This window comes from Mesorhizobium sp. M0491, assembly GCF_040321265.1.
GTDB lineage: Bacteria > Pseudomonadota > Alphaproteobacteria > Rhizobiales > Rhizobiaceae > Mesorhizobium.
In genome coordinates this window covers 216,843-237,099 of the sequence record NZ_JAMYRE010000009.1, presented here as the reverse complement: position 1 = coordinate 237,099, position 20,257 = coordinate 216,843, and the positions used below count along the sequence as shown (strand labels likewise).

17 protein-coding genes and 1 tRNA gene are annotated in these 20,257 nt (G+C 62.7%); 12 read left to right on the top strand and 6 right to left on the bottom strand.

All coding sequences use genetic code 11. The annotated features are described in order from the left end of the window. Positions 1 to 8: 8 nt before the first annotated feature. The 7 genes from NKI69_RS14415 (at position 9) to NKI69_RS14385 (ending at position 7,415) form a co-directional block, all read left to right on the top strand. Positions 9 to 1,577, top strand: coding sequence for a putative B6 ABC transporter ATP-binding protein (locus NKI69_RS14415; protein WP_352610527.1), 1,569 nt, complete (start codon positions 9 to 11; stop codon positions 1,575 to 1,577). Then, positions 1,574 to 2,671, top strand: coding sequence for a putative B6 ABC transporter permease subunit 2 (locus NKI69_RS14410; RefSeq protein ID WP_023809927.1), 1,098 nt, complete (start codon positions 1,574 to 1,576; stop codon positions 2,669 to 2,671). Before NKI69_RS14415 ends, NKI69_RS14410 begins: the two co-directional genes overlap by 4 nt. 3 nt (positions 2,672 to 2,674) lie before the next feature. Next, entirely contained in the window at positions 2,675 to 3,610 is a 936-nt protein-coding gene (locus tag NKI69_RS14405; protein ID WP_023809926.1) for a putative B6 ABC transporter permease subunit 1, read from the top strand. Between the two features lie 47 nt (positions 3,611 to 3,657). Further along, positions 3,658 to 4,464 (top strand): 4-pyridoxolactonase, encoded by an 807-nt coding sequence (gene pldA, locus NKI69_RS14400; RefSeq protein ID WP_352674573.1) that lies wholly within the window; start codon positions 3,658 to 3,660, stop codon positions 4,462 to 4,464. A gap of 25 nt (positions 4,465 to 4,489) precedes the next feature. Then, positions 4,490 to 5,668, top strand: coding sequence for a pyridoxamine--pyruvate transaminase (ppaT, locus tag NKI69_RS14395; protein WP_352721713.1), 1,179 nt, complete (start codon positions 4,490 to 4,492; stop codon positions 5,666 to 5,668). A gap of 38 nt (positions 5,669 to 5,706) precedes the next feature. After that, on the top strand, positions 5,707 to 6,453 hold the full coding sequence (pldH, locus tag NKI69_RS14390; protein ID WP_352721711.1) for a pyridoxal 4-dehydrogenase, SDR-type: 747 nt from the start codon (positions 5,707 to 5,709) through the stop codon (positions 6,451 to 6,453). 125 nt (positions 6,454 to 6,578) lie between these two features. Continuing rightward, complete coding sequence (locus NKI69_RS14385; RefSeq protein WP_023809922.1) at positions 6,579 to 7,415, top strand: sulfite exporter TauE/SafE family protein; 837 nt, start codon at positions 6,579 to 6,581, stop codon at positions 7,413 to 7,415. Positions 7,416 to 7,436: 21 nt separating this feature from the next. On the opposite strand, the gene NKI69_RS14380 is transcribed toward NKI69_RS14385, so the two are convergent. Both NKI69_RS14380 and NKI69_RS14375 read right to left on the bottom strand, forming a co-directional pair. Continuing rightward, a complete protein-coding gene (locus NKI69_RS14380; protein WP_023809921.1) occupies positions 7,437 to 8,786 on the bottom strand; it encodes an HlyD family type I secretion periplasmic adaptor subunit in 1,350 nt (449 codons plus the stop codon). Continuing rightward, positions 8,783 to 10,552, bottom strand: a complete 1,770-nt coding sequence (locus NKI69_RS14375; protein WP_023809920.1) for a type I secretion system permease/ATPase — start codon at positions 10,550 to 10,552, stop codon at positions 8,783 to 8,785. Before NKI69_RS14375 ends, NKI69_RS14380 begins: the two co-directional genes overlap by 4 nt. A gap of 1,157 nt (positions 10,553 to 11,709) precedes the next feature. On the opposite strand from NKI69_RS14375, the gene NKI69_RS14365 reads away from it, so the two are divergent. After that, on the top strand, positions 11,710 to 13,812 hold the full coding sequence (locus tag NKI69_RS14365) for a hypothetical protein (RefSeq protein ID WP_352721708.1): 2,103 nt from the start codon (positions 11,710 to 11,712) through the stop codon (positions 13,810 to 13,812). A 333-nt stretch (positions 13,813 to 14,145) separates the two neighbouring features. Here the strand turns inward: NKI69_RS14365 and NKI69_RS14360 are convergent, their stop codons facing one another. After that, the gene (locus NKI69_RS14360; RefSeq protein ID WP_023809918.1) at positions 14,146 to 14,787 is read right to left on the bottom strand and encodes a response regulator transcription factor; all 642 of its coding nucleotides are present in this window, start codon (positions 14,785 to 14,787) and stop codon (positions 14,146 to 14,148) included. 98 nt (positions 14,788 to 14,885) lie between these two features. On the opposite strand from NKI69_RS14360, the gene NKI69_RS14355 reads away from it, so the two are divergent. Together NKI69_RS14355 and NKI69_RS14350 are read left to right on the top strand one after the other, a co-directional pair. After that, complete coding sequence (locus NKI69_RS14355) at positions 14,886 to 15,095, top strand: hypothetical protein (protein WP_023809917.1); 210 nt, start codon at positions 14,886 to 14,888, stop codon at positions 15,093 to 15,095. 270 nt (positions 15,096 to 15,365) lie between these two features. Next, complete coding sequence (locus NKI69_RS14350) at positions 15,366 to 15,815, top strand: hypothetical protein (RefSeq protein ID WP_196815309.1); 450 nt, start codon at positions 15,366 to 15,368, stop codon at positions 15,813 to 15,815. 377 nt (positions 15,816 to 16,192) lie between these two features. On the opposite strand, the gene NKI69_RS14345 is transcribed toward NKI69_RS14350, so the two are convergent. Further along, positions 16,193 to 16,269: transfer RNA gene (locus tag NKI69_RS14345), tRNA-Met, on the bottom strand. A 240-nt stretch (positions 16,270 to 16,509) separates the two neighbouring features. Between NKI69_RS14345 and NKI69_RS14340 the strand changes: the two genes are divergently transcribed. After that, positions 16,510 to 17,475: a Gfo/Idh/MocA family protein gene (locus NKI69_RS14340; protein WP_352440334.1), complete on the top strand. Its 966-nt coding sequence runs from the start codon at positions 16,510 to 16,512 to the stop codon at positions 17,473 to 17,475. 24 nt (positions 17,476 to 17,499) lie between these two features. On the opposite strand, the gene mnmA is transcribed toward NKI69_RS14340, so the two are convergent. Then, on the bottom strand, positions 17,500 to 18,690 hold the full coding sequence (mnmA, locus tag NKI69_RS14335) for a tRNA 2-thiouridine(34) synthase MnmA (RefSeq protein WP_023809913.1): 1,191 nt from the start codon (positions 18,688 to 18,690) through the stop codon (positions 17,500 to 17,502). Between the two features lie 288 nt (positions 18,691 to 18,978). Between mnmA and sciP the strand changes: the two genes are divergently transcribed. Further along, a complete protein-coding gene (gene sciP, locus NKI69_RS14330) occupies positions 18,979 to 19,254 on the top strand; it encodes a CtrA inhibitor SciP (RefSeq protein ID WP_013529904.1) in 276 nt (91 codons plus the stop codon). A 64-nt stretch (positions 19,255 to 19,318) separates the two neighbouring features. Here the strand turns inward: sciP and NKI69_RS14325 are convergent, their stop codons facing one another. Continuing rightward, positions 19,319 to 20,245, bottom strand: a complete 927-nt coding sequence (locus NKI69_RS14325) for an NADP-dependent oxidoreductase (RefSeq protein ID WP_352721705.1) — start codon at positions 20,243 to 20,245, stop codon at positions 19,319 to 19,321. Positions 20,246 to 20,257 lie beyond the last annotated feature (12 nt).

Here is a 20,257-nt window from a genome sequence, read left to right as displayed (position 1 = left end):
GGGCTTTCATGAGCGGTTTTTCTTCATCGTCCGTTGCCGGGCGCGACATCGTCGCGCTTGAAGGCGTGACCAAACGGTTCCCCGGCATCGTTGCCAATGACAGCGTCGACCTGTCGATCCGCCCGGGCGAAGTGCATGTGCTGCTGGGCGAGAACGGCGCTGGAAAATCGACACTGATCGGCATGTTGTCCGGCCTGCAGCAGCCGGACGAAGGACGCATACTGGTCGACGGCAAACCGACGCCGATCACGTCGCCGCGCCATGCGCTGGCACTCGGCATTGGCACCGTATTCCAACACATGATGCTGGTGCCGACGCTGACGGTGGCGGAGAACCTCCTGCTTGGCGGGCCGTGGTGGCAGCGCCCCAGGACCGAGGAACTGGCGGCGCGCGTCGCCGAGATCACCGGCACGCTCGGCATCACCGTCAAGCTTCAAGCCAAGGTATCGGAGTTGTCGCTCGGTGAGCAGCAGCAGGTCGAGATCCTGCGCGCGATGCTGCGCAACAGCCGGCTGCTCATCCTTGACGAGTCCACCTCCATGCTGACGCCGAAAGGTATCGACGAACTGGGCGCGCTGATGCGCCGCCTTGTCGAGCAGGGCCTGGCGATCGTCTTCATCACCCACAAGCTCAAGGAGGCGGCTGCCTTCGGCGACCGCATCTCGGTGCTGAAGCTTGGCCGCAAGGTCGGAGAGATCCCGCCCGAGCGGTTTCGCGCCCTGGGCGAACAGGAGATCGTCTCGGAGATCGTGGAATTGATGTTCGGTAAGCAGAAGGATGATCCGGAAGCCGTCGAGCGTCCTGTCCGCACTGCCCGCGCCGGAACGGCCCCGCTGCTTCAGGTCGCGGATCTCGCGGTCGCGCCGACCGACAATGCGCCGGGCCTGTCGTCGATCTCTTTCGACATCCGCCCGGGCGAGATCCTGGGCATAGCCGGCATCGACGGCAACGGCCAGAAGCAGCTGGCGGAAGCGCTGGCCGGCCAGCGTACAGCCGCCAGCGGCTCGGTGCGGCTGGACGGCGCCGCCATCGAGACGCTGAGCGTCGGCGAGCGCCGCCGGCGCGGCCTTCGCTACCTGACCGACGACCGGCTGGGCGAGGGCACTGTCGGCACCTTCCCGGTCTCGATCAACTTCTTCCTCAAGCAGGTCGGCGCGGCCCCGTTCTGGCGCAACGGCGTCGAGCAGCGCGCGGAGATCGACAAGCGCGCCACCCAGCTCGTGCGCGAATATGACGTGCGTACGCCGAGCCTGAAGACGCCCGTCGCGCGGCTGTCCGGCGGCAACATCCAGAAGGTGCTCCTGGCACGGGAACTGGCTGAAGGCGCCAAGGTGGTGATCTTCAACAAGCCGACCTATGGGCTCGATCTCGCCAACACATTGGCGTCGCGCCAGCGCATTCGCGACACGGCGGCGCGTGGCCTTGCCGTGCTGCTGATCTCCACCGACCTCGAGGAATTGCTTGGTATGTGCGACAGCATCGCCGTCATCGCAAACGGCGCTTTGGTCGGCACCGTCGAGAACGTAGACGACGCCCGCACGAAGGTCGGTCGCCTGATGATCGGACTTGCCGCATGAGCATCGACACCGCACCCACGGTCAGTGCTACCGCACTCGATGCCACGAGCGGGGCGACGACGCGCCGCGACATCCTGCATCGGCTGCTGATGACGCTCGGCCCGATCCTCATCGCTCTCGTCATAGCCGGCTGTATCCTGCTTGCGGTCGGCGTCGACCCGCTCGCCTACTACGGCTTCGTGCTGGAGAAAGGACTGTTCTCGCCGCTCGGCATCCAGCAGACGCTGACGCGCATGGCGCCGCTGCTGTTTCTTGCCGCCGGCCTGATCGTGGCCTTTCGCGCCGGCATGTGGAATCTCGGCGGCGACGGGCAGTTCCTGCTTGGCGCGGTGACGGCGGCTGCCAGCGCTCCCGTGTTCGTGCAGATCATGCCAGCCTGGCTGGCGCTGTTCTGCTCGTTCCTCGTCGCCATGGTGGTGGCGATGATCTGGTCGCTGGTGCCGGCCCTGCTGCGTGCCTATCAGGGCGTCAACGAGATCATCACCACGCTGATGATGACGTTCCTCGGCACTTCGCTCGCCAATGTGCTGGTCAAGCTGGCATTTCGCGATCCGGGAACGACCGTGCCGCAGACGCGCACGCTGCCGGTGGAGGGCCGGCTGCCGCGCCTGTTCGAAACGACCATCACCAGTGGCCTGCTGCTTGGGCTGGCGGCGATCGTCATCGTGCATCTGGTGATGACGCGCACGGCGTTCGGGCTGAAGCTGAGGATCGTCGGCGCCAATCCACGCGCGGCGGTTCACTCGGGGCTCGGCGTTCCCGGCCTGACCGTTGCCGTCTTCGCCATTTCCGCCGGGCTGGCCGGACTTGCCGGCGCTGTCGACATCATCGGCGTCCAGGGCAATGTCCGCGCCGACTGGAATCCCGCCTACGGGCTTGCGGTGATACCCGCTGTCTTTCTCGCCCGCATGAACGGCTTTGCAGCCATTGGTTTCGTGTTCCTGCTCTCGGTGCTTTCGATCGGCGGCGAGAGCGCGGCGCGCCGGCTCGGCGTGCCCAATCATTTCACGCTGGTGCTGGTTTCCATCGTGCTGATCGTGCTCGCGCTCGCCGAATATTTCGATCACCGATACAACCAGTCGCGGAGGGCCTAGGGCATGACCGGGCTGTTCAGCGAAGTCTTTCTCAGCGCGCTCCTGTTCGGCGCCGTCACCGCGGCGATCCCGCTGCTGCTTGCCGGGCTCGGCGAGCAGATCTCCGAGAAGGCGGGCGTGCTCAATATCGGCATCGAAGGGATGATGCTGGCCGGCGCCTATCTCGGCTTTGTCGGCGCTTTCTATTCGGGGTCGCTGTGGCTGGGCTTTCTCACCGGTGCCGCTGGCGGCGCCGCGGTGGCGCTTGTCATGGCGCTGCTTTGCGTGCGCATCGGGCTGAACCAGATCGTCATCGGCATCGCGCTGACCTTGGGGCTCGAGGGCCTGACGGCACTGCTCCACCATTTCCAGTTCTCACGCAGCTACCCGCGCCTGCCCGCGGCGGATGCTACCGTCATTCCGCTGCTTTCGGGCATCCCGGTCATCGGGCCTGCATTCTTCAAGCATCATCTGATCGTCTATCTGGCGGTCGCGCTGGTTTTCGGCATGAGCTACCTCTATCGGCGCACGCAACTCGGCCTCAATTTGCAGGCGGCAGGCGACAAGCCGGCCGCGCTCGATGTCGCCGGCATCGATGTCGTGCGGACCCGCACCATCGCCGTGTTGACGACCGGAGCGCTGGCTGGGCTCGGCGGCGCCTATCTCGCCAATGTCGGGGCTGGGCTGTTCATTCCGTTCATCACCAATGGCGCGGGCTTTCTCGGCATCGTGCTGGCCATGCTGGCGCGCGGTCGCCCGATCTGGGTGCTGTTCGGCGCGTTGCTGTTCGGCGTCTGCCTGTCGCTGACGACGGCCATGCAGGTGGCCGGCATCAACATACCGACCGACATCATCCAGATGCTGCCGTTCCTGGCGGTGATGATCATGCTGGTGCTGTTCGGCCGGCGCGCGAGCCTGCCGGCGGCGCTCGGCATTCCATACGAGCGCGGCGCGCGCTGAGCACAATTCATGCGCGGACGGGACCCGCGCCAATAAAGGAGGCAAGAATGTCGGATACCAAGGTCTACCTGCTCGACGGCGGCTCGCTCGTTCTCGACGGCTATCATGTGTTCTGGAATCGCGGCCCTGGCGGTGAAGTGCGCTTCCCCGTCTATTCGATCCTGATCGAGCATGCCGAGGGTCGGTTCCTCATCGACACCGGCTACGACTACGACCACGTGATGAAGGTGCTGCCGTTCGAAAAGCCGATCCAGGAAAAGCACCAGACCATCCCCGGCGCCCTGGCGCTGCTCGGCCTTGAGCCGAAGGACATCGACGTCGTCGTCAACTCGCATTTCCACTTCGATCATTGCGGCGGCAACAAGTATTTTCCGCATGCCAAGAAGATCTGTCATCGGACCGAGGTGCCGCAGGCCTGCAATCCCGAGCCCTTCGAACATCTCGGCTATTCCGACCTGAGCTTTTCGGCGGAGGCTGCCGAAGCGCGTGGCGCGACCGCACAATTGCTTGCGGGAACGACACGGGCGAATTCGACCTTCGAAGGCATCGATGGCGACGTCGAGCTTGCCAAGGGTGTCCGGCTGATCTCGACGCCCGGTCATTCGATCGGCCATTACAGCCTGCTGGTGGAGTTTCCCAAGCGCAAGCCGATCATGTTCACGATCGACGCGGCCTATACGCAAAAGAGCCTTGAAATGCTGTGCCAGGCGGCCTTCCACATCGACCCGGTGGCGGGCGTCAATTCGATGCGCAAGGTGAGGAAGCTCGCCGAGGACCATGGCGCCGAGCTGATGTACTCGCACGACATGGACAACTTCAAGACCTACAGGACCGGCACGCAATTCTACGGCTGACCGCCGCCAATCGGGAGACAAGACGATGCGCTATCTCGAACACGCTGATCCGGTCATCACCCTGACCGCGGGGCCGGTGAACGCCTATGCCGAAGTGCTGCGCGGCCTCGGCCGCACGGTGCTCTACGACTACGACCCGGCGTTCCAGCTCTTCTACGAGGGTGTGGTCGACAAGGCGCAGAAGGCGATGCGGCTGTCGAACAAGCCGGTCATCCTGCATGGCGAGCCGGTGCTTGGCCTGGAGGCCGCCGCGGCCTCGCTGATCACGCCGGACGATGTCGTGCTCAACCTTGCCTCGGGAGTCTACGGCAAGGGCTTTGGCTATTGGGCGAAGCGCTATTCGCCACATCTGCTCGAGATCGAGGTGCCGTACAACGAGGCGATCGATCCGCAGGCGGTCGAGGCAATGCTGAAGGCACATCCGGAGATCACCGTCGTTTCCGTCTGCCACCACGACACGCCGTCCGGCACCATCAACCCGATCGACGCCATCGGCGCGCTGGTCTCGGCGCATGGCGGCTATCTCATCGTCGACGCCGTCTCGTCCTTTGGCGGCATGAAGACGCATCCCGAGGATTGCAAGGCCGATATCTATGTCACCGGCCCGAACAAATGCCTGGGCGCGCCTCCCGGCCTGACGATGATGGGCGTCAGCGAGCGGGCCTGGGCCAAGATGAAGGGCAACGAGGCGGCCCCCCGCGCGTCGATGCTGAGCATCGTTGACTGGGAGCATGCGTGGTTGAGGGACAAGCCGTTTCCGTTCACGCCGTCGGTCTCGGAGATCAACGGGCTCGATGTCGCGCTCGACCTCTATCTCAATGAGGGACCGGAGGCGGTGTGGGCGCGCCACGCGCTCACCGCCAAGGCCATGCGCGCGGGTGTCGCCGCGATGGGCCTATCGATCTGGGCCGCCAGCGACAGCATCGCGTCGCCGACCACGACCGCCGTCCGCACGCCCGAAGGTGTCGACGAGAAGGCGCTTCGCCAGGCCGCGCGTGCCCGCTACGGCGTGGTGTTTTCGTCTGGCCGCGGCGAGACCTTGGGGAAGCTGACACGCATCGGCCATATGGGACCGACCGCGCAGCCGATCTACGCGATCGCGGCGCTGACGGCACTTGGCGGGGCCATGAACGCGGCCGGCCAGAAACTGGCGATCGGCAAAGGCATCGATGCGGCGCTGGCCGTGATCGACGCCGACGCCTGAACAGACATCATCAGATCACGGATTGAGGGAGCATTTTCATGACTGAACGGCTTGCGGGAAAGACGGCCCTGGTTACGGGCGCCGCGCAGGGTATCGGCAAGGCGATCGCCGCGCGGCTTGCCGCCGATGGGGCAACCGTCATCGTCAGCGACATCAATGCCGAAGGCGCCGGGGCGGCGGCCGCGGCGATAGGCGGAAAGGCGAGGGCGATCGCCGCCGACATTTCCGATCCGGCATCCGTCAAGGCACTCTTCGCCGAAATCCAGACCCTGACCGGGGGCATCGACATCCTGGTCAACAATGCCAGCATCGTGCCGTTCGTCGCCTGGGACGATGTCGATCTCGACCATTGGCGCAAGATCATCGACGTCAATTTGACCGGCACTTTTATCGTCAGCCGTGCCGGTACGGACCAGATGCGTGCGGCGGGGAAGGCCGGACGGGTAATCAGCATCGCATCCAACACCTTCTTTGCCGGCACGCCGAACATGGCGGCCTATGTCGCGGCCAAGGGTGGCGTCATCGGCTTCACCAGGGCGCTCGCCACCGAGCTTGGCAAATACAACATCACCGCCAATGCGGTGACGCCCGGCCTGATCGAGAGCGACGGTGTCAAGGCTAGCCCGCACAATGAGGCGTTCGGCTTCGTCGAGATGCTTCAGGCCATGAAAGGCAAAGGGCAGCCGGAACATATCGCCGACGTGGTTTCGTTCCTGGCCTCCGACGATGCGCGCTGGATCACTGGCCAGACGCTCAATGTCGACGCCGGGATGGTGCGCCACTAACCAAAAGCGCATTCCAAAAACGCTATGACCCTTCTGGGCGACCTGCATTTTTTGGGTCGCAACAGCGGGAGCGCGGCCGTGCCCGCAAGGCCGTGCCGCAAATAGCCAATCAAGGAAAAATCACGGTGGACTTCGGATTCGACACGTCGGTTTTCGACGGGCTGACGATTGCAATGCTGGTCGCCGGCCTGGCCATGACCGGAATGGCCTCCGGCGTGCTCGCCGGTCTGCTGGGGGTCGGCGGCGGCATCGTCATCGTCCCGGTGCTGTTCTGGGTGCTTAGCCTGTTCCACTTTTCGCCTGCTGTGATCAGCCATCTGGCGGTCGCGACCTCGCTCGCGGTCATCATCCCCACCTCGATCTCGTCGATGCGGTCGCACAACAGGCGCGGCAATGTCGATCGGCCTCTGCTCACTCTGTGGGGACCGGCCATTTTCGCCAGTGCCCTCGTCGGCGGCATCATGTCGAAATTCATCCCGGGCGCCGGCTTGCGGCTGGTCTTCGGCGTCGTCGGCCTGCTGGTGGCCGTCAACATGGCGCTGCCGAAGCACCTCGTGATCTCCGATCACCTGCCGCAAAGCGGCTGGATCAACCGCGCGATCGCTGCTGTGATCGGCTTTGTCTCTTCGCTGATGGGAATTGGCGGCGGCACGCTCTCGGTGCCGACGCTTTCCAGTTTTTCCTTTCCGGTGCATCGTGCCGTCGGCACATCGTCGGCGCTTGGCCTGCTTATCGCGCTTCCGGCAGTGGCCGGCTTCATCTGGTCGGGTCTTGAAATCGCCGGCAGGCCTCCGCTCAGCCTGGGTTACGTCAGCCTGCCGGCGGTTGCCATCATAGCGCCGGTGAGCTTTCTGTTTGCACCCTTGGGCGCAAGGCTCGCCCACGCGCTCAATCCGCGCTACCTGAAACTTGCCTTTGCGTTCTTCCTGGCGATCACGGCCGGGCGAATGTTGCTTTCCTGAATCCGGTTCAGCGGCCTACGGCTATTTTTCCCGCATGGCCCGGCGGAAGTTCTGCGTGATCGGCTCGGCGAGGTAGGAAAGCACGGTGCGGGCACCTGTCCGGATCATCGTCTCGCTCGACATGCCGGGCAGTAGCTTGCGGCCCTCCAGCTTGGCGAGTTCGCTCTTGTCGATCAAAACGGTCGCGGCGAAATAAGGTGCCCCGCTGCGCTCCTCAACCATGCGGTCAGCCGACACGATCTCCACGACGCCCTCGAGCGGCGGCAGGTTGTAGCGAGCGAACGCCGGGAAGCTGACGCGCGCGGGCTGTCCGGGGGCGATCGTCTCGACATCCTCCGGCTTGACCATGGCTTCGACCACGAGTTGCTGTCCGAGCGGCACGATCGTCATCAATGTCTCACCGGGTTTCACGACGCCGCCTGCCGTATGGACCTTCAGGTCCATGACGATGCCGTCAACCGGTGCGGCGACGTTGGTGCGGTCAAGCACGTCCCTGGCGGAGCGCTCCTGCTGTCCGAGGTCGAACAACTCCGCCTCGACCTTGCTCAACTCATCGACGGCCTGGTTCAGCCGCACTGTGTTGAGGTTCAGGATCTGCATATCAATCTCGGCCATGGCGCTTCCGGCACGGGCGATTGCGGCAATGTTGGTAGCGCGCTCCCCTTCGATCTCCCGCTGTTGGCGTCTGAGCAACAGGTTCCGTTCGCGGGTGGTCAGCCCTTTCTTGAGCAGACCCTCAAGGTCTTTGCTTTCGCCCTCGATTGCCTCGATCTGCTTGTCTTCGGTGACGATAAGCTGCTCCAGTCCCGTTATCTCTTCCTCGACCTGGTGACGGCGCTGGCCGAGAATTTCCCGCTCGTCCTTCAGATTGTGGTGCTTCGCGGCAAACACGTCACGCTGTGCTGCCACCGCGTCCTTCACGGCGGTGGCGGGGTTTGCGAGCAACGCCGGATTGAACTCGATCTCGGCCTTGCCGTCGCGCTCGGCCCTGAGACGGGCGGCCAGCGCCTCACGCGTTGCTATCCGGTTCTGGATCAGGTCGAGCTGCGCCTTTGCCTGCGTGTCGTCGAGCCGGACGAGGATCTTGCCCGCCTTGACGATATCCCCGTTGGCGGCGTTCAACTCCGCGATGATGCCGCCCTCGAGGTGCTGGATGAGCTTGCGGTCGCCGGCGACCTTGATAACGCCCGGCGCCACAGCGGCGCTGTCCAACGGCGCCAGCGCCGCCCAACCCCCGGCCACGCCGAAGAACAGGAACATGATCGCGAACCCGGTGCAGGTCACGCCGGTGAGACGCAGCGGCACCGGTTCCAGCAGCGAGGGCGGAGGAAGGGGTAGCGGCACGACGTTCAATCCGGGGGGGCGGCTCATGCTTCCTTGACCTCTTTGATTTCCTTGACCACTTCAAGGGCTGGCAACTGGGCCGCTTTGGGCAGATGGGCCACCTTGCTGACACGGTTGGCGAGTTCGTTGAAGACATGGTCGCGCGGCCCGAAGAGATCTTGCTGACCTCTGTTGAGCACCAGTATCTTGTCTATCTTGTCCAAAAGGTTGGGGCGGTGCGCGATCAGGATAACGGTTGTGTTCGTGGCCTTGGCCACGCCGAGAGCAGCAATCAATGCCTCCTCGCCCTCTCTGTCGAGGTTGGAATTGGGTTCGTCGAGGATAAGCAGCGCGGGGTCGCCGTAGAGTGCCCGCGCCAGCCCGATGCGCTGGCGCTGCCCGCCTGACAGGACGGCGCCGGATTCGCCGATCTCGGTGGCGTAACCCTTCGGCAGTCCCTTGATCAGTTCGTGGACTCCTGCCAACTGCGCGGCCTCGACCACCTTGTTGAAGACCGCCGGGTTGAGCGTCGCGAAGCGGCAAATATTTTCGGACACGGTGCCGGCGAAGAGTTCGATGTCCTGCGGTAGGTAGCCGACATGACGGCCACGGTCTTCCGCCGCCCATTGGGCAACATCCGTTCCGTCCAGCAAGGCGCGCCCCGCGGACGGGCGCCAGGCACCGGCGAGTATGCGCGCCAGGCTCGTCTTGCCAGCCCCGCTCGGACCGATCAACGCCATCGCTTCACCCGGCTCGAGGCGGAAGTTGATGCCTTTCAGGATATGTTCGCCACCCTGTCGGGCAAGCACAATGTTCTCGGCCTCGAACCTGCCTTTCGGTCGTGGTAGCGGCAGAACCGGTGTGGATTCCCGGTGCTGTCCGGCGACAGCGGTGAGACGCCGATAGGCGGCACGCGCTCCGAGCGTCGCCTTCCATGTGCCGATGGCTTGCTCGACCGGTGACAATGCGCGGCCCATCAGGATCGAGGCGGAGATCATGATACCGGGCGAGGCCTCGTTGCGAAGTACCAGATAGGCGCCGAGGCCGAGTATCGCCATTTGCAGGGCCAGCCGGTGACAACGCGCGATAGCCGCGATGGCCCCACCCCGGTTGGCGGCAAGAACCTGTCCTCTGTTTGCCTCGTCCTGCTGTGCCTTCCAGCCCTCCATCAGTGGCTTCAGCATACCCATCGCCTGGACGACCTCGGCGTTGCGGATCGCCGCCTCGGCCTGCACATAGGCCCGCGACTGCGCACCCGAAGCCTCGGTCAAGGGCTTTCGCGTGACGTATTCGTTGAGCAGCGCCAAAGCGAACAGGACGATCCCGCCGCCCAGCGCCAGCCAACCCAGCCAAGGGTGCATGACGAATATGGCAGCGAAAAACAGCGGCGCCCAAGGAGCGTCGAGGATCGGGAAGACGCTCGGGCTGGTGCAAAAATTCCGCACCTGGTCCAGATCGCGCAATGCACGGGCGTTGGCCTGGCCGGGCGCCGAGGCGGCGTATTCCACCGATGCAGTCAGCAGAACCGGTCCCAGCCGCGCATTCATCCAGGAACCGACCTTGGCCAGAAGACGCCCGCGTATTACTTCCAACCCGGCGAGCGTCCCGAGCGCGGCCGCCGCCATCAGCGAAAGCATCACCAGCGTCTCCAGGCTATGGCTGCCGAGCACGCGGTGGTAGACCTGGAGCATGTAAAGCGCCCCGGTCAGCATCAGCACGTTGATGCCTCCGCTGAACCAGATCAGCGGCCGAATGGCGCGTTTGACCTCTTTCATCACTACCTGCAGGGCAGGGGGCTGTTGCTTGGTTTTCATCGCTATTTCTCTGGTGTGCGGAGTGACATCCGGCGCAAGGGATCGCAGTTAGTCCAGCCATAAGTTGCTATGGTGAGTGCCATCGAGATTCCCCCCTTTTTGAACGCATCAAGAAAAGGGGATCCCCCCAGATGCCCTACCCGAGTGCATCCGCTGGCGCGCTGACGCGCTGAACTGCGGCCTTTGATCCTCGATTGTGTCGCCGCCGACGAGGAGGCGTCCATTCCCGGTTCGATAGTATTGAGATCAATGTCCGCACCTGATCGAACGATATATACCTTTCGATAGATCAGGCCGGCGCAGGCGCTGCGGCGGTTATCACGGCCGATGCCATCACGCGGCTTTCCGGCCCCTTTGCCAGCTTCATGTCGATGCCAGTTGAAAAGTGCTGGTGTCAGAGGAGGCCCGTTCCTGGACGCGCAGCGCCTTTGCCATGCGCCATGCCCAGGCCAGCTCCGCCCGGCTGCCGAGGTGCAGCTTCTCGTAAACGTGGTATAGGTGCAACGTCGTCGATCTGCTCAACCAGCTCAAGACCGAGTGTCGCGCCGACTATCTCACTCGCCTCGGCTTCGTCGTCCTCGATGAACTCGGATCGTCTCACGCATCACTGTGAGATCATCGAGACTGTCAATGAGTGCGGGCGCTTCAAGAACCGCGCCTGATCACCCAACACGGCCAAGCTCATCCGCGCTCGCCGGGCTGCGCAACCCGATAAGCTCCGGCGAGCGCTAAGCGACGTGCCCTACATAGAGGGCGACGCCGATCGGGCCAAGGCTTTTGACACATATGGTTTGCTCCGGCGCGGGCATTCACTACGGCGCTTCTCCGCCAGGTCAATATTCCCATTTACACTGACGACAGCAACCCTATCGAAAACGATATATATCGTTCGATATAGGTCAGAATACTACCAGACGGAAAGTTGACTTGCCATCCTTAGGCTGCGCCAAATTGACCCCTGAGCATCTGGGGTTTGTTAGCATTTCAAGTGGCATCTCAAGTGATGGCGGACGGGCAATCGTAGCTTTCCAAGCCTCCGGAACTTACGCACGTCAAGGCGTGCTCTGTTCCGGTTCTCGAAATCCACCATTTTCGGCGCGCCCTGACCTAATCCCAACTGACCCTGGAACAGCTCGATCACAATTGGGAGGAAGATTATGACTACGATTACCGCCACCAATCTCGTTCTCGACGAGCAGATCGGCGTACAGACCGTCACCGATGATAATGATGTCCTCCTCGACCAGACGCTGAGCGACGCGCTCACCGCTCTCGGCGTGCTTGGAATCAGTCCTACCGACCCCACGACAGGGTTCCCGCAGGTGGCTGTCAACACCGCCCTCCTTGACACAACCGGCGCGACCGATCTGGCGCTGTCGATTCCCGATGACGGCCCGGGCGGCACCACGAGCGGCCTCTTTACCGTCGGCGGTGTGGAAATCTTCCTCTACAATGAGGGCGGCATCATTTATGGACGCGAGGCCGACGGGAATGGTGACGCCGATCCCGCTGGCGCCTTGGCGTTCGCGGTTGCGCTTGACGAGACTGACCTGTCATCGGCGCAGATTTACCTCATTCAATACGAACCGCTGCAGCACAACGTTCCTGGTGATCCTCCTGTCATTGACGATGACGACATCCTGTCATTTGCCCAGGGCAAGATCACACTGGATGTAACGACCACTGAGCTCGTAACGACGTTTCAGGTGCTGGACTTCGCGTCGATCCCGTCAGGTAGCCCACAGGAGACACTCACGGTTGCGACAGCCGATCTCACTGACAATCACAGCGCCAAGTTTGATGGCATCATCTTCCCGGCAGGTGCAGTCACTGATCCGACGACCATCAACAAGAACCCCGGAACCAATGATGATCTGAATCCCGACGCCGTCGGCTTCGGTGTGAAGGGGGGCCAAGCCTCTCAGATGAATCAAAATGAGGGCTTCTTCGTCCAAGACGCGGCCTGGACTTCTGCCACTCCGGATGCGAACGAGATCGGCGGCATCAGGTTCGACGTCCAGGGCATAGGCGGCGTGAAGAGCGTCAACATCGAGTGGTGGACTGTCGATAATGGGACAGTTATTGAGCACGGGACCGACACAGTAACTTTACCTTCCGGCAGCGCCGTCTTTGAGAATTATACCATCGAGTCGGCGGATAGCGTCGATCAAATCTACGTTCGATTTACCTACGACACGAAGCAGAGCACCTCCGGTGTGCGCGTTGAGAACCTTGAAGTCGCGTTCCCATCATCGAGCGAGGTGACGGTCGTCAACCACGAGGATCTCGGGACGCACCTCGTGTTCGAGGATGCCGGGCCGACGTTCGACGGCATCACTGGTGATGCAACGCCGTTCCAGGTCGGATTGGCCGCCAATCAACAGGACACAGGGACGTTCGACCTTACTCCCGGAGCCGACGGCTCACACGTCACCATCACCCAATATACCGATCTCGGTGGCGCTGACATCGAGGAGATTCTCACCAACGACGGAACCACGCTGACGTACCGCGACGTGGCCACCGATACGGATCTTTACCAACTGAACGTGACCGACTCGGGATACACCTTCGACGTGCTCTTCACACCCCAGGGTGAGCAGTCCGACCTCAACTTCAATGCGGTCAAGTCGGGCGGTCCCCAGGAGACCTTGACAGTACCCACGGTGGATAACACCGGCAGCATCGTCTTTGACGGCCTGATCTTCAACGCTACGCCCGCAGCGGGCGCGACCGAGGCAGCCTTTGTGCCGTTCAACACCACTCCACTGGGAGGCCCGACTGTAGCGGCTGACGACCTTAACCCCGATGCAGTTGGTTTCGGCGTGAAAGGCGGTCAGGCTTCGCAGATCAATAACAACGAGGGCTTCACCTTCTCCACTGCGGACGGGTCTGACATCAACAATCTAACCTTCGCGGTCGCAGGAATTGGAAACATCAACGCCATCACCGTAGAATCGTGGCTTTACGACGATGGCGGCAATCTGATCGATCACACCATCGAAAACGTTACTGGCTTGCGCTCGGGCAATCAGACCGTGACCATCGATGACGATGGTGGGCAAGCCTTCGACACGGCCTACGTTCAGTTCCACGTCGGCGGTGCCAACTCGGGTGTTCGCATCCTCGACTTCTCGACGAGCATCGAGGGCCCAGTTGACGATCAGCCGTTCGAATTCACTCTGGCAAACACCGACCTCGACGGGGATGCTGCTACGCAAACACTGAGCATCCTCGCAAGCCAGGACTTCATCGTTTGATGACGTTCTCGCAGCCTTCATTAGCTTCAACGCAGACGATCCGGCCCCTTCGAGGGGCCGGACGTTCAAGACACCAAGGCTCTGGACTCAAACTAGGCGACATGCAAAGCGGCGGCTTGCGGTGTATGCTGTGGCGGCTTTCCGACAACCAGCCTCTTTGGCTGAAGGAACCGGAGGAGGGGAGAGCCAGCAACCGCCAAGCCAATCTCCAATGCCCCGGTTATCAGGCGGGTCGGACCGAGAGCAGGCTGTCGCAATCGCGGCCGATGCCATCGCGCGGCTTTCCGGCCCGCTGCCGGCCTCACGTCGATGCCCGTTAAAAAAGTGCTGCTTTCAGAGGAGGCCCGTTCCTGGGGGGGGGGCGAGGCTTTTGCCGTGCGTCATCCAGGCCAGTTCCGCCCGGCCGCCGAGGTGCAGCTTCTCGTAGACGTGATGCAGGTGCATCTTCACCGTGCCTTCGGATAAATGCAGCCGCTGCGCGATGGTCTTGTTGCGCAGCCCGCGCGAGACGAGATCGGCGATCTCGGTCTCCCGCCCGGTCAGCCGGGACATTGGCTGCGGCTGCGACCCGGGCATCAGCAGTTGCTGGACGATCTTGTTGTCGATCCACTTCTTGCCCGCCGCCACCGCATTCACGCATTCGATGAGAAAGCGGTGGCTGATGCCGTCCAGAAACAGGCCGTCGACGTCGAGCGTCTGTATCTCCTTGACATCGAGCCTGCCGGTTGGCTGCACGATGAAGATGATGCCGAGAGCGCTGTTGCCGGCCTTCAGCCGTGAGGAGAGACCTGATGTCTGCTGGTCCGCGAGATCCACGCCCACGATGACGATATCAGGTTGATGGCGCTCCACATGAGCGAGAACGTCCACAGGGCGGCGGCACTGGGCGACAACATCGTGCCCAGCCTTCTGCAACACCCACTCCAGACCGGCGAGATACACCCCCCGCGGGTCGGCGACAACCAAAGTCGACATACCAACACCGTCCGAAAAAAACGCAACGAACTTGGTTAAACACCCGTTAAATCAGGAAACCAGAGCGTAGGCATATTGTCAAGTAACAGCTAATATACATGTTGCTATATCCGCGACGGGCCGGGGAGCAACCAAAGCCCTGGTTCCGGAAGGAACTGTCGGAGATTAAGCTTGTTCGTCGGATCGGCAAGGTGCGCGATGTCGGCCGCAAGATGCTGGACAAGTCGACCGACCGGCATGCCCAATGCTATCGCGACCGGGTGACGACCGGCCCGCTCAGCGACGGCCAGGGGGGCAGCGCTGCATGACTGCCTTACAGTTGCGACTCGTTGAGCCTGCGGTCGGGAGGTTCCGATCTCACTGGCCCGCGGTATCGCGTTGGCGGTGCAGCGCCTATCAGGTCGCGTGTGAGTGGCTGCTGCTCAGGTCTAGAACGTCGACGCCGACCGACTTCCGCACGAGCCAGGCCGGCATGAGTTCCCGGACAACCGATTTGAGATAATCAACCATGGGCAACGCATGTTGCCTTCTGCGGGTTCCGTATCACCGCCATCCCTCGCAGTTCAGAGCCCGAGGGTTTGGCCCGCTTCAATCTGAAGGAAATCTGCCGACGAATTCCGGAACACAGCGTCCTGGAACGCGGCGACGGCAGAGCCATGGGTGACATCGACCAGCACGGTCGCCGCAGCTTCAACTTTGTCGGCCGCTTCGTCGACCTTGTCGAATCGCATCATCATTCGATCATGGAGCATCGAAAGCCGGGCCGCGTGGTAAAGCACGCTGCGTTTGTGATAATCCGAGTCCAAGGGTTCGAACAGCATTGTCATTTGGGGCTATCGTTCTCGTTTGGCGGCCTCGACCAGACGCCGAATCCTGCCGGACCGTTCGATGCTTTGGGCCACCATCTTTTCCGCGCGTTCAATCGCGAGTTCGGCCCGTTCGATCCGCGGCTTGGCGGCTTGGCATTGGCGACATCGGACGCAATCCCGATTCCGTGGGGTTTGATGGTGTTCATCATGAGTTTGTAACCCACCGAGGGCGGAATCGTTCCTTGACCGGCCAAGTAGCCCTGTCGGCCGACGTGGGGGATTCTCTTGACGATGTCAGCACCCTCGACCATCGGCAAGCCATGCACGTGGGCAAGCAGCATGCCTAGCGCGCCGTCCAACGAAGCGCAGGCCAACACGAGGTCGAACATTATCTCCGGTGCCTGGCCTTCAACACACGGTCTATATTTCGCTCATCGAAAAGGGGTTCAGGTCGCATCCATGTCGCGTGGACCTGCCGATAGTTGCAGGAAACCCTTGGAAATCAACGGTAGTCATTTGCAACATGGTGCGACTTGAGAATGGCAAAGAAGGCGCGCTAGATGACGCCTAAACGCCTAAATTTATTTGAAGAAATTTGGTAGCGGGAGAGGGACTTGAACCCCCGACCCCAGGATTATGATTCCCGTGCTCTAACCAACTGAGCTACCCCGCCAGGGCGGCGAAAGGCCCGAAATCCGCCTCAAATCGAAAGGCATGTCGGAGGCGTTCGCCAAGGTCGCGCGGATATAAGGTTGGGAGGGTGAGCCTGTCAAGCTTCGAAGCAACCGGCTTGCCGGCTTATCGTCATTATCGAAAAGCTTTGCCGTGCGGACATTTGGTTGCCGCCGCCGGGGTTGAGTTCGAAGGGGCACGTCGCTATGTCTCGGCCAAGAGTTTTTAGAGTTTGAAACAGATGAAGCCGCGCATAGCAGTCCTCGGTTGCGGATACTGGGGCAGCAACCACATCCGCACTCTCAAGGCGCTCGGCGCGCTGTACGCGGTCTCCGACACCAACCGGGCCCGCGCAGAAGGCTTCGCCAGTGAGCAGGACTGCCTGGCGATCGAGCCGGACCAGTTGTTCGTCCGTGACGATATCGACGCCATCGTCATGGCACTGCCGCCGCAATTCCATGCCGACCTTGCCGTGCGTGCCGTCGAGGCCGGCAAGGACGTGCTGGTGGAAAAGCCGATCGCGCTGACGGTTGCCGATGCCGAGCGTGCGGTGCGGGCGGCCAAGGACAATGGCCGCGTCTTCATGGTCGGCCATGTCCTGCGGTTCCACCCCGCTTTCGAGACGCTGAAAGGGCTCATCGACAAGGGCGAACTCGGCGAAGTCCGCTACATCCACTCGCACCGGCTCGGCCTCGGCAAGTTCCACACAGAGAACGACGCGCTGTGGGACCTGGCGCCGCACGATCTGTCGATGATCCTGGCGATCACCGGCACAGAGCCGATCGAGGTGCGCGGCGAGGGGGCCGCGCTGCTCGACAGTCTCAGCGACTTCGCGCATCTGCACATGCGCTTTCCCAACGGCCTGCGCAGCCATCTCTTCACCTCGCGTCTCAATCCCTATCGCGAGCGGCGGCTGACCGTGGTCGGCACCAAGGCGATGGCGGTGTTCGACGACGTCGAGCCATGGGAACGCAAGCTAGCCGTCTACCGCCACGCGGTGTGGCAGGACAGCGGCCAATGGGCCTTCACCACCAATGAGCCGTCCTATGTCGCGGTTGCCCAGGGCATGCCGCTGACACGCGAGCTGGAGCATTTCATCCAGTGCATCGAGACGCGTGCCGAACCGCGTACCAGCGGCGAGGAAGCGATCAGGGTGCTGCGCATCCTGACCGCCGGCACGGTCACCCACACCAAGTCGAATTCCTGAAGCGCGGATTATTCGGCGGGAACCTTATTCGGCAGGTATCTGGGCCGGCCTGGCGGCAAGCCGGGTCAGCATCGCCTCGGCCTCGGCGCCACGCTCCGAACGCTCGATGAAGCCGCCGCCGAACACGCGAGCTTCGTTGCCGTCATCGGAGTAGAGCACGCAGGCCTGGCCCGGCGCGATGCCGGACTCGCCGTCGATCAGTTCCACCCATGTGGCACCGGCACGATGATGCAGCACGGCCGGGCGCGGCGGCCGCGTCGAGCGGACCTTGGCGAACAGCTCCAGGCCGCCAGCAGGGACGTCTGTGAGCGGTCCGTCGCCCAGCCAGTTCATGTTGCGCAGATAGATCTTGTGCGTCTCCAGCGCCTCGCGCGGGCCAACCACGACGCGAGCGCGGTCGGCATCGAGGTGGACGACGTAAAGCGGCTCGCCGGAAGCGATGCCGATGCCACGGCGCTGGCCGATCGTGTAGCGCAGGATGCCCTCATGGCGGCCGAGCACGCGGCCGTCGATGTGGACGATGTCGCCCGGATTGGCGGCGGTTGGCTTCAGCTTGGCGATGATGTCGGAATACTTGCCCTGCGGCACGAAGCAGATGTCTTGACTGTCCTGCTTGGCGGCAACCGCCAGCCCCATCTCCTCGGCAATGGCGCGAACCTGAGGCTTCGGCAGGCCGCCAAGGGGAAAGCGCAGATAATCGATCTGTGCCTGCGTGGTGGCGAACAGGAAATAACTCTGGTCACGGTCGGCGTCGACCGGCCTGTAGAGCGCGCGGTGGGCGCCGTTGGCGCCGGAACGGATGTAGTGGCCGGTGGCCAGCGCGTCGGCGCCGAGCTCCTTGGCGGTGGCCAGGAGGTCGGCGAACTTCACCGTCTGATTGCAGGAAACGCACGGGATCGGCGTCTCGCCGGCGACGTAGCTCTCGGCGAAGGGATCGATGACCGCCTTGCGGAAGCGTTCCTCGTAGTCGAGCACATAATGGGGGATGCCGAGCGTCTCGGAGACACGGCGGGCATCGTCGATGTCCTGCCCGGCGCAGCATGAGCCGGCCCGGTGCGTCGCCGCGCCGTGGTCGTAGAGCTGCAAGGTGACGCCGACGACGTCGTAGCCCTCACGTTTCAGCAGGCCGGCGACGACAGAGGAATCGACACCGCCCGACATGGCGACGACGATGCGGGTGTTTTCGGGACGTCCGGGAAGATCGAGACTGTTCATGATGCTTTCGTTCTGCACGGCGCCTCAATGCCAATGTCGAGAATATAGGTCAAGCTTTACCGGCGCGCCAGCGTGCAGGGCGATTCACCGGTTGCGTCCGATCTCCGCCAGGGGATGCATTTTCCCCGGCAAATCAGGGTTTGCGGGCAGATGTTTCAAATGCCGGCGAAAAGACTAACGCGGCGTTCATGATCCTTACCTAGTCATTAGGGTCTGCTTAGGCAATTTTTAAAGCTGTGGCGGTAACGTGGCGGGGATTGGGTCTTTGAGTTTTTTGTAGAGAGTACGATGACCGATCTGGTTAGACCGAGAGTCAAATATGTTATCGGGCCTGACGGCAGCCCTCTTACGATTGCCGATCTGCCGCCGACCAATACACGTCGCTGGGTTATCCGGCGTAAGGCGGAAGTGGTTGCGGCCGTGCGCGGCGGGCTTTTGAGCCTGGACGAGGCATGCCAACGCTACAAGCTCACCACCGAGGAATTCCTGTCCTGGCAGGCGTCGATCGACGAATATGGCCTTGCCGGGCTGCGCACGACACGCATCCAGCAATACCGGCACTGACCATTGCGAATTTAGACGAAGGGCGCGGCTAACCCCGCGCCCTTCTGTTTTTCACCGCTCCCGCTCAGAGCGACAGCACAACCTTGCCGATCGGCTTGGTGGCGAGGAAGGCGTGAGCGGCCCCCGCCTGGTCCAGCGGGAAGCTCTTCGCCACATGGACGGCAAGCTTGTTGGCATCGATCAACCGAGCCAGTTCCAGCAGGCCCTCACTGTCGGGCACGACGGACATACGCTCGACCCGAATGTCTCGCGCGCCGGCCTGGGCCCTTGTGTTGTCGCTGACATCGAGCAATGACACCAGCACGCCGCCACGCTTGAGCACCTTCAGCGAGCGTTGGGCGTGGTCGCCGCCCATTGGATCCAGCACCAGATCGATGTCGCGGACCTGATCGGTGAAATCGCCCTTGGTGTAGTCGATGACTTCGTCGGCGCCCAGTTTGCGGACGAAATCGAGTTTTTGCGGGCTGGCGGTGGCGATGACGTGAGCGCCGCGCGCCTTGGCGATCTGCACCGCGAGATGACCGACGCCGCCGGCTGCGGCGTGAACCAGCACGCGCTGGCTCGATTCCAGCCTGCCATGACGGACGAGACCTTGCCAGGCAGTGAGGCCAGCCAGCGGCAAGGCGCCTGCCTCGAGGTGGTCCGCGCCCTTCGGCTTCAGTGCGATTTGATCGGCAGGCACGGCAGCCAGTTCGGCATAGGCCGCCGCCTGCTTGGGGAAGCGCGGCATGCCGAACACCTCGTCGCCGATCTTGAAGCCGATGACGCCGGGGCCGAGTGCTTCGACAGTTCCCGAGATGTCCCAACCCAGGATGAAGGGCGGCTCGCCGAGCAAGGGGTAGTAGCCGGCACGGACGGCGCCGTCGACCGGATTGATGCCTGCGGCCTTGACGCGAACCAGCACTTCGCCGGCCTCTGGCGTGGGATCCGGCTGATCGGCGATGACAAGGACGTCGGGTCCGCCGACGGAATTCTGGATAACGGCACGCATTGAGATGTCTCC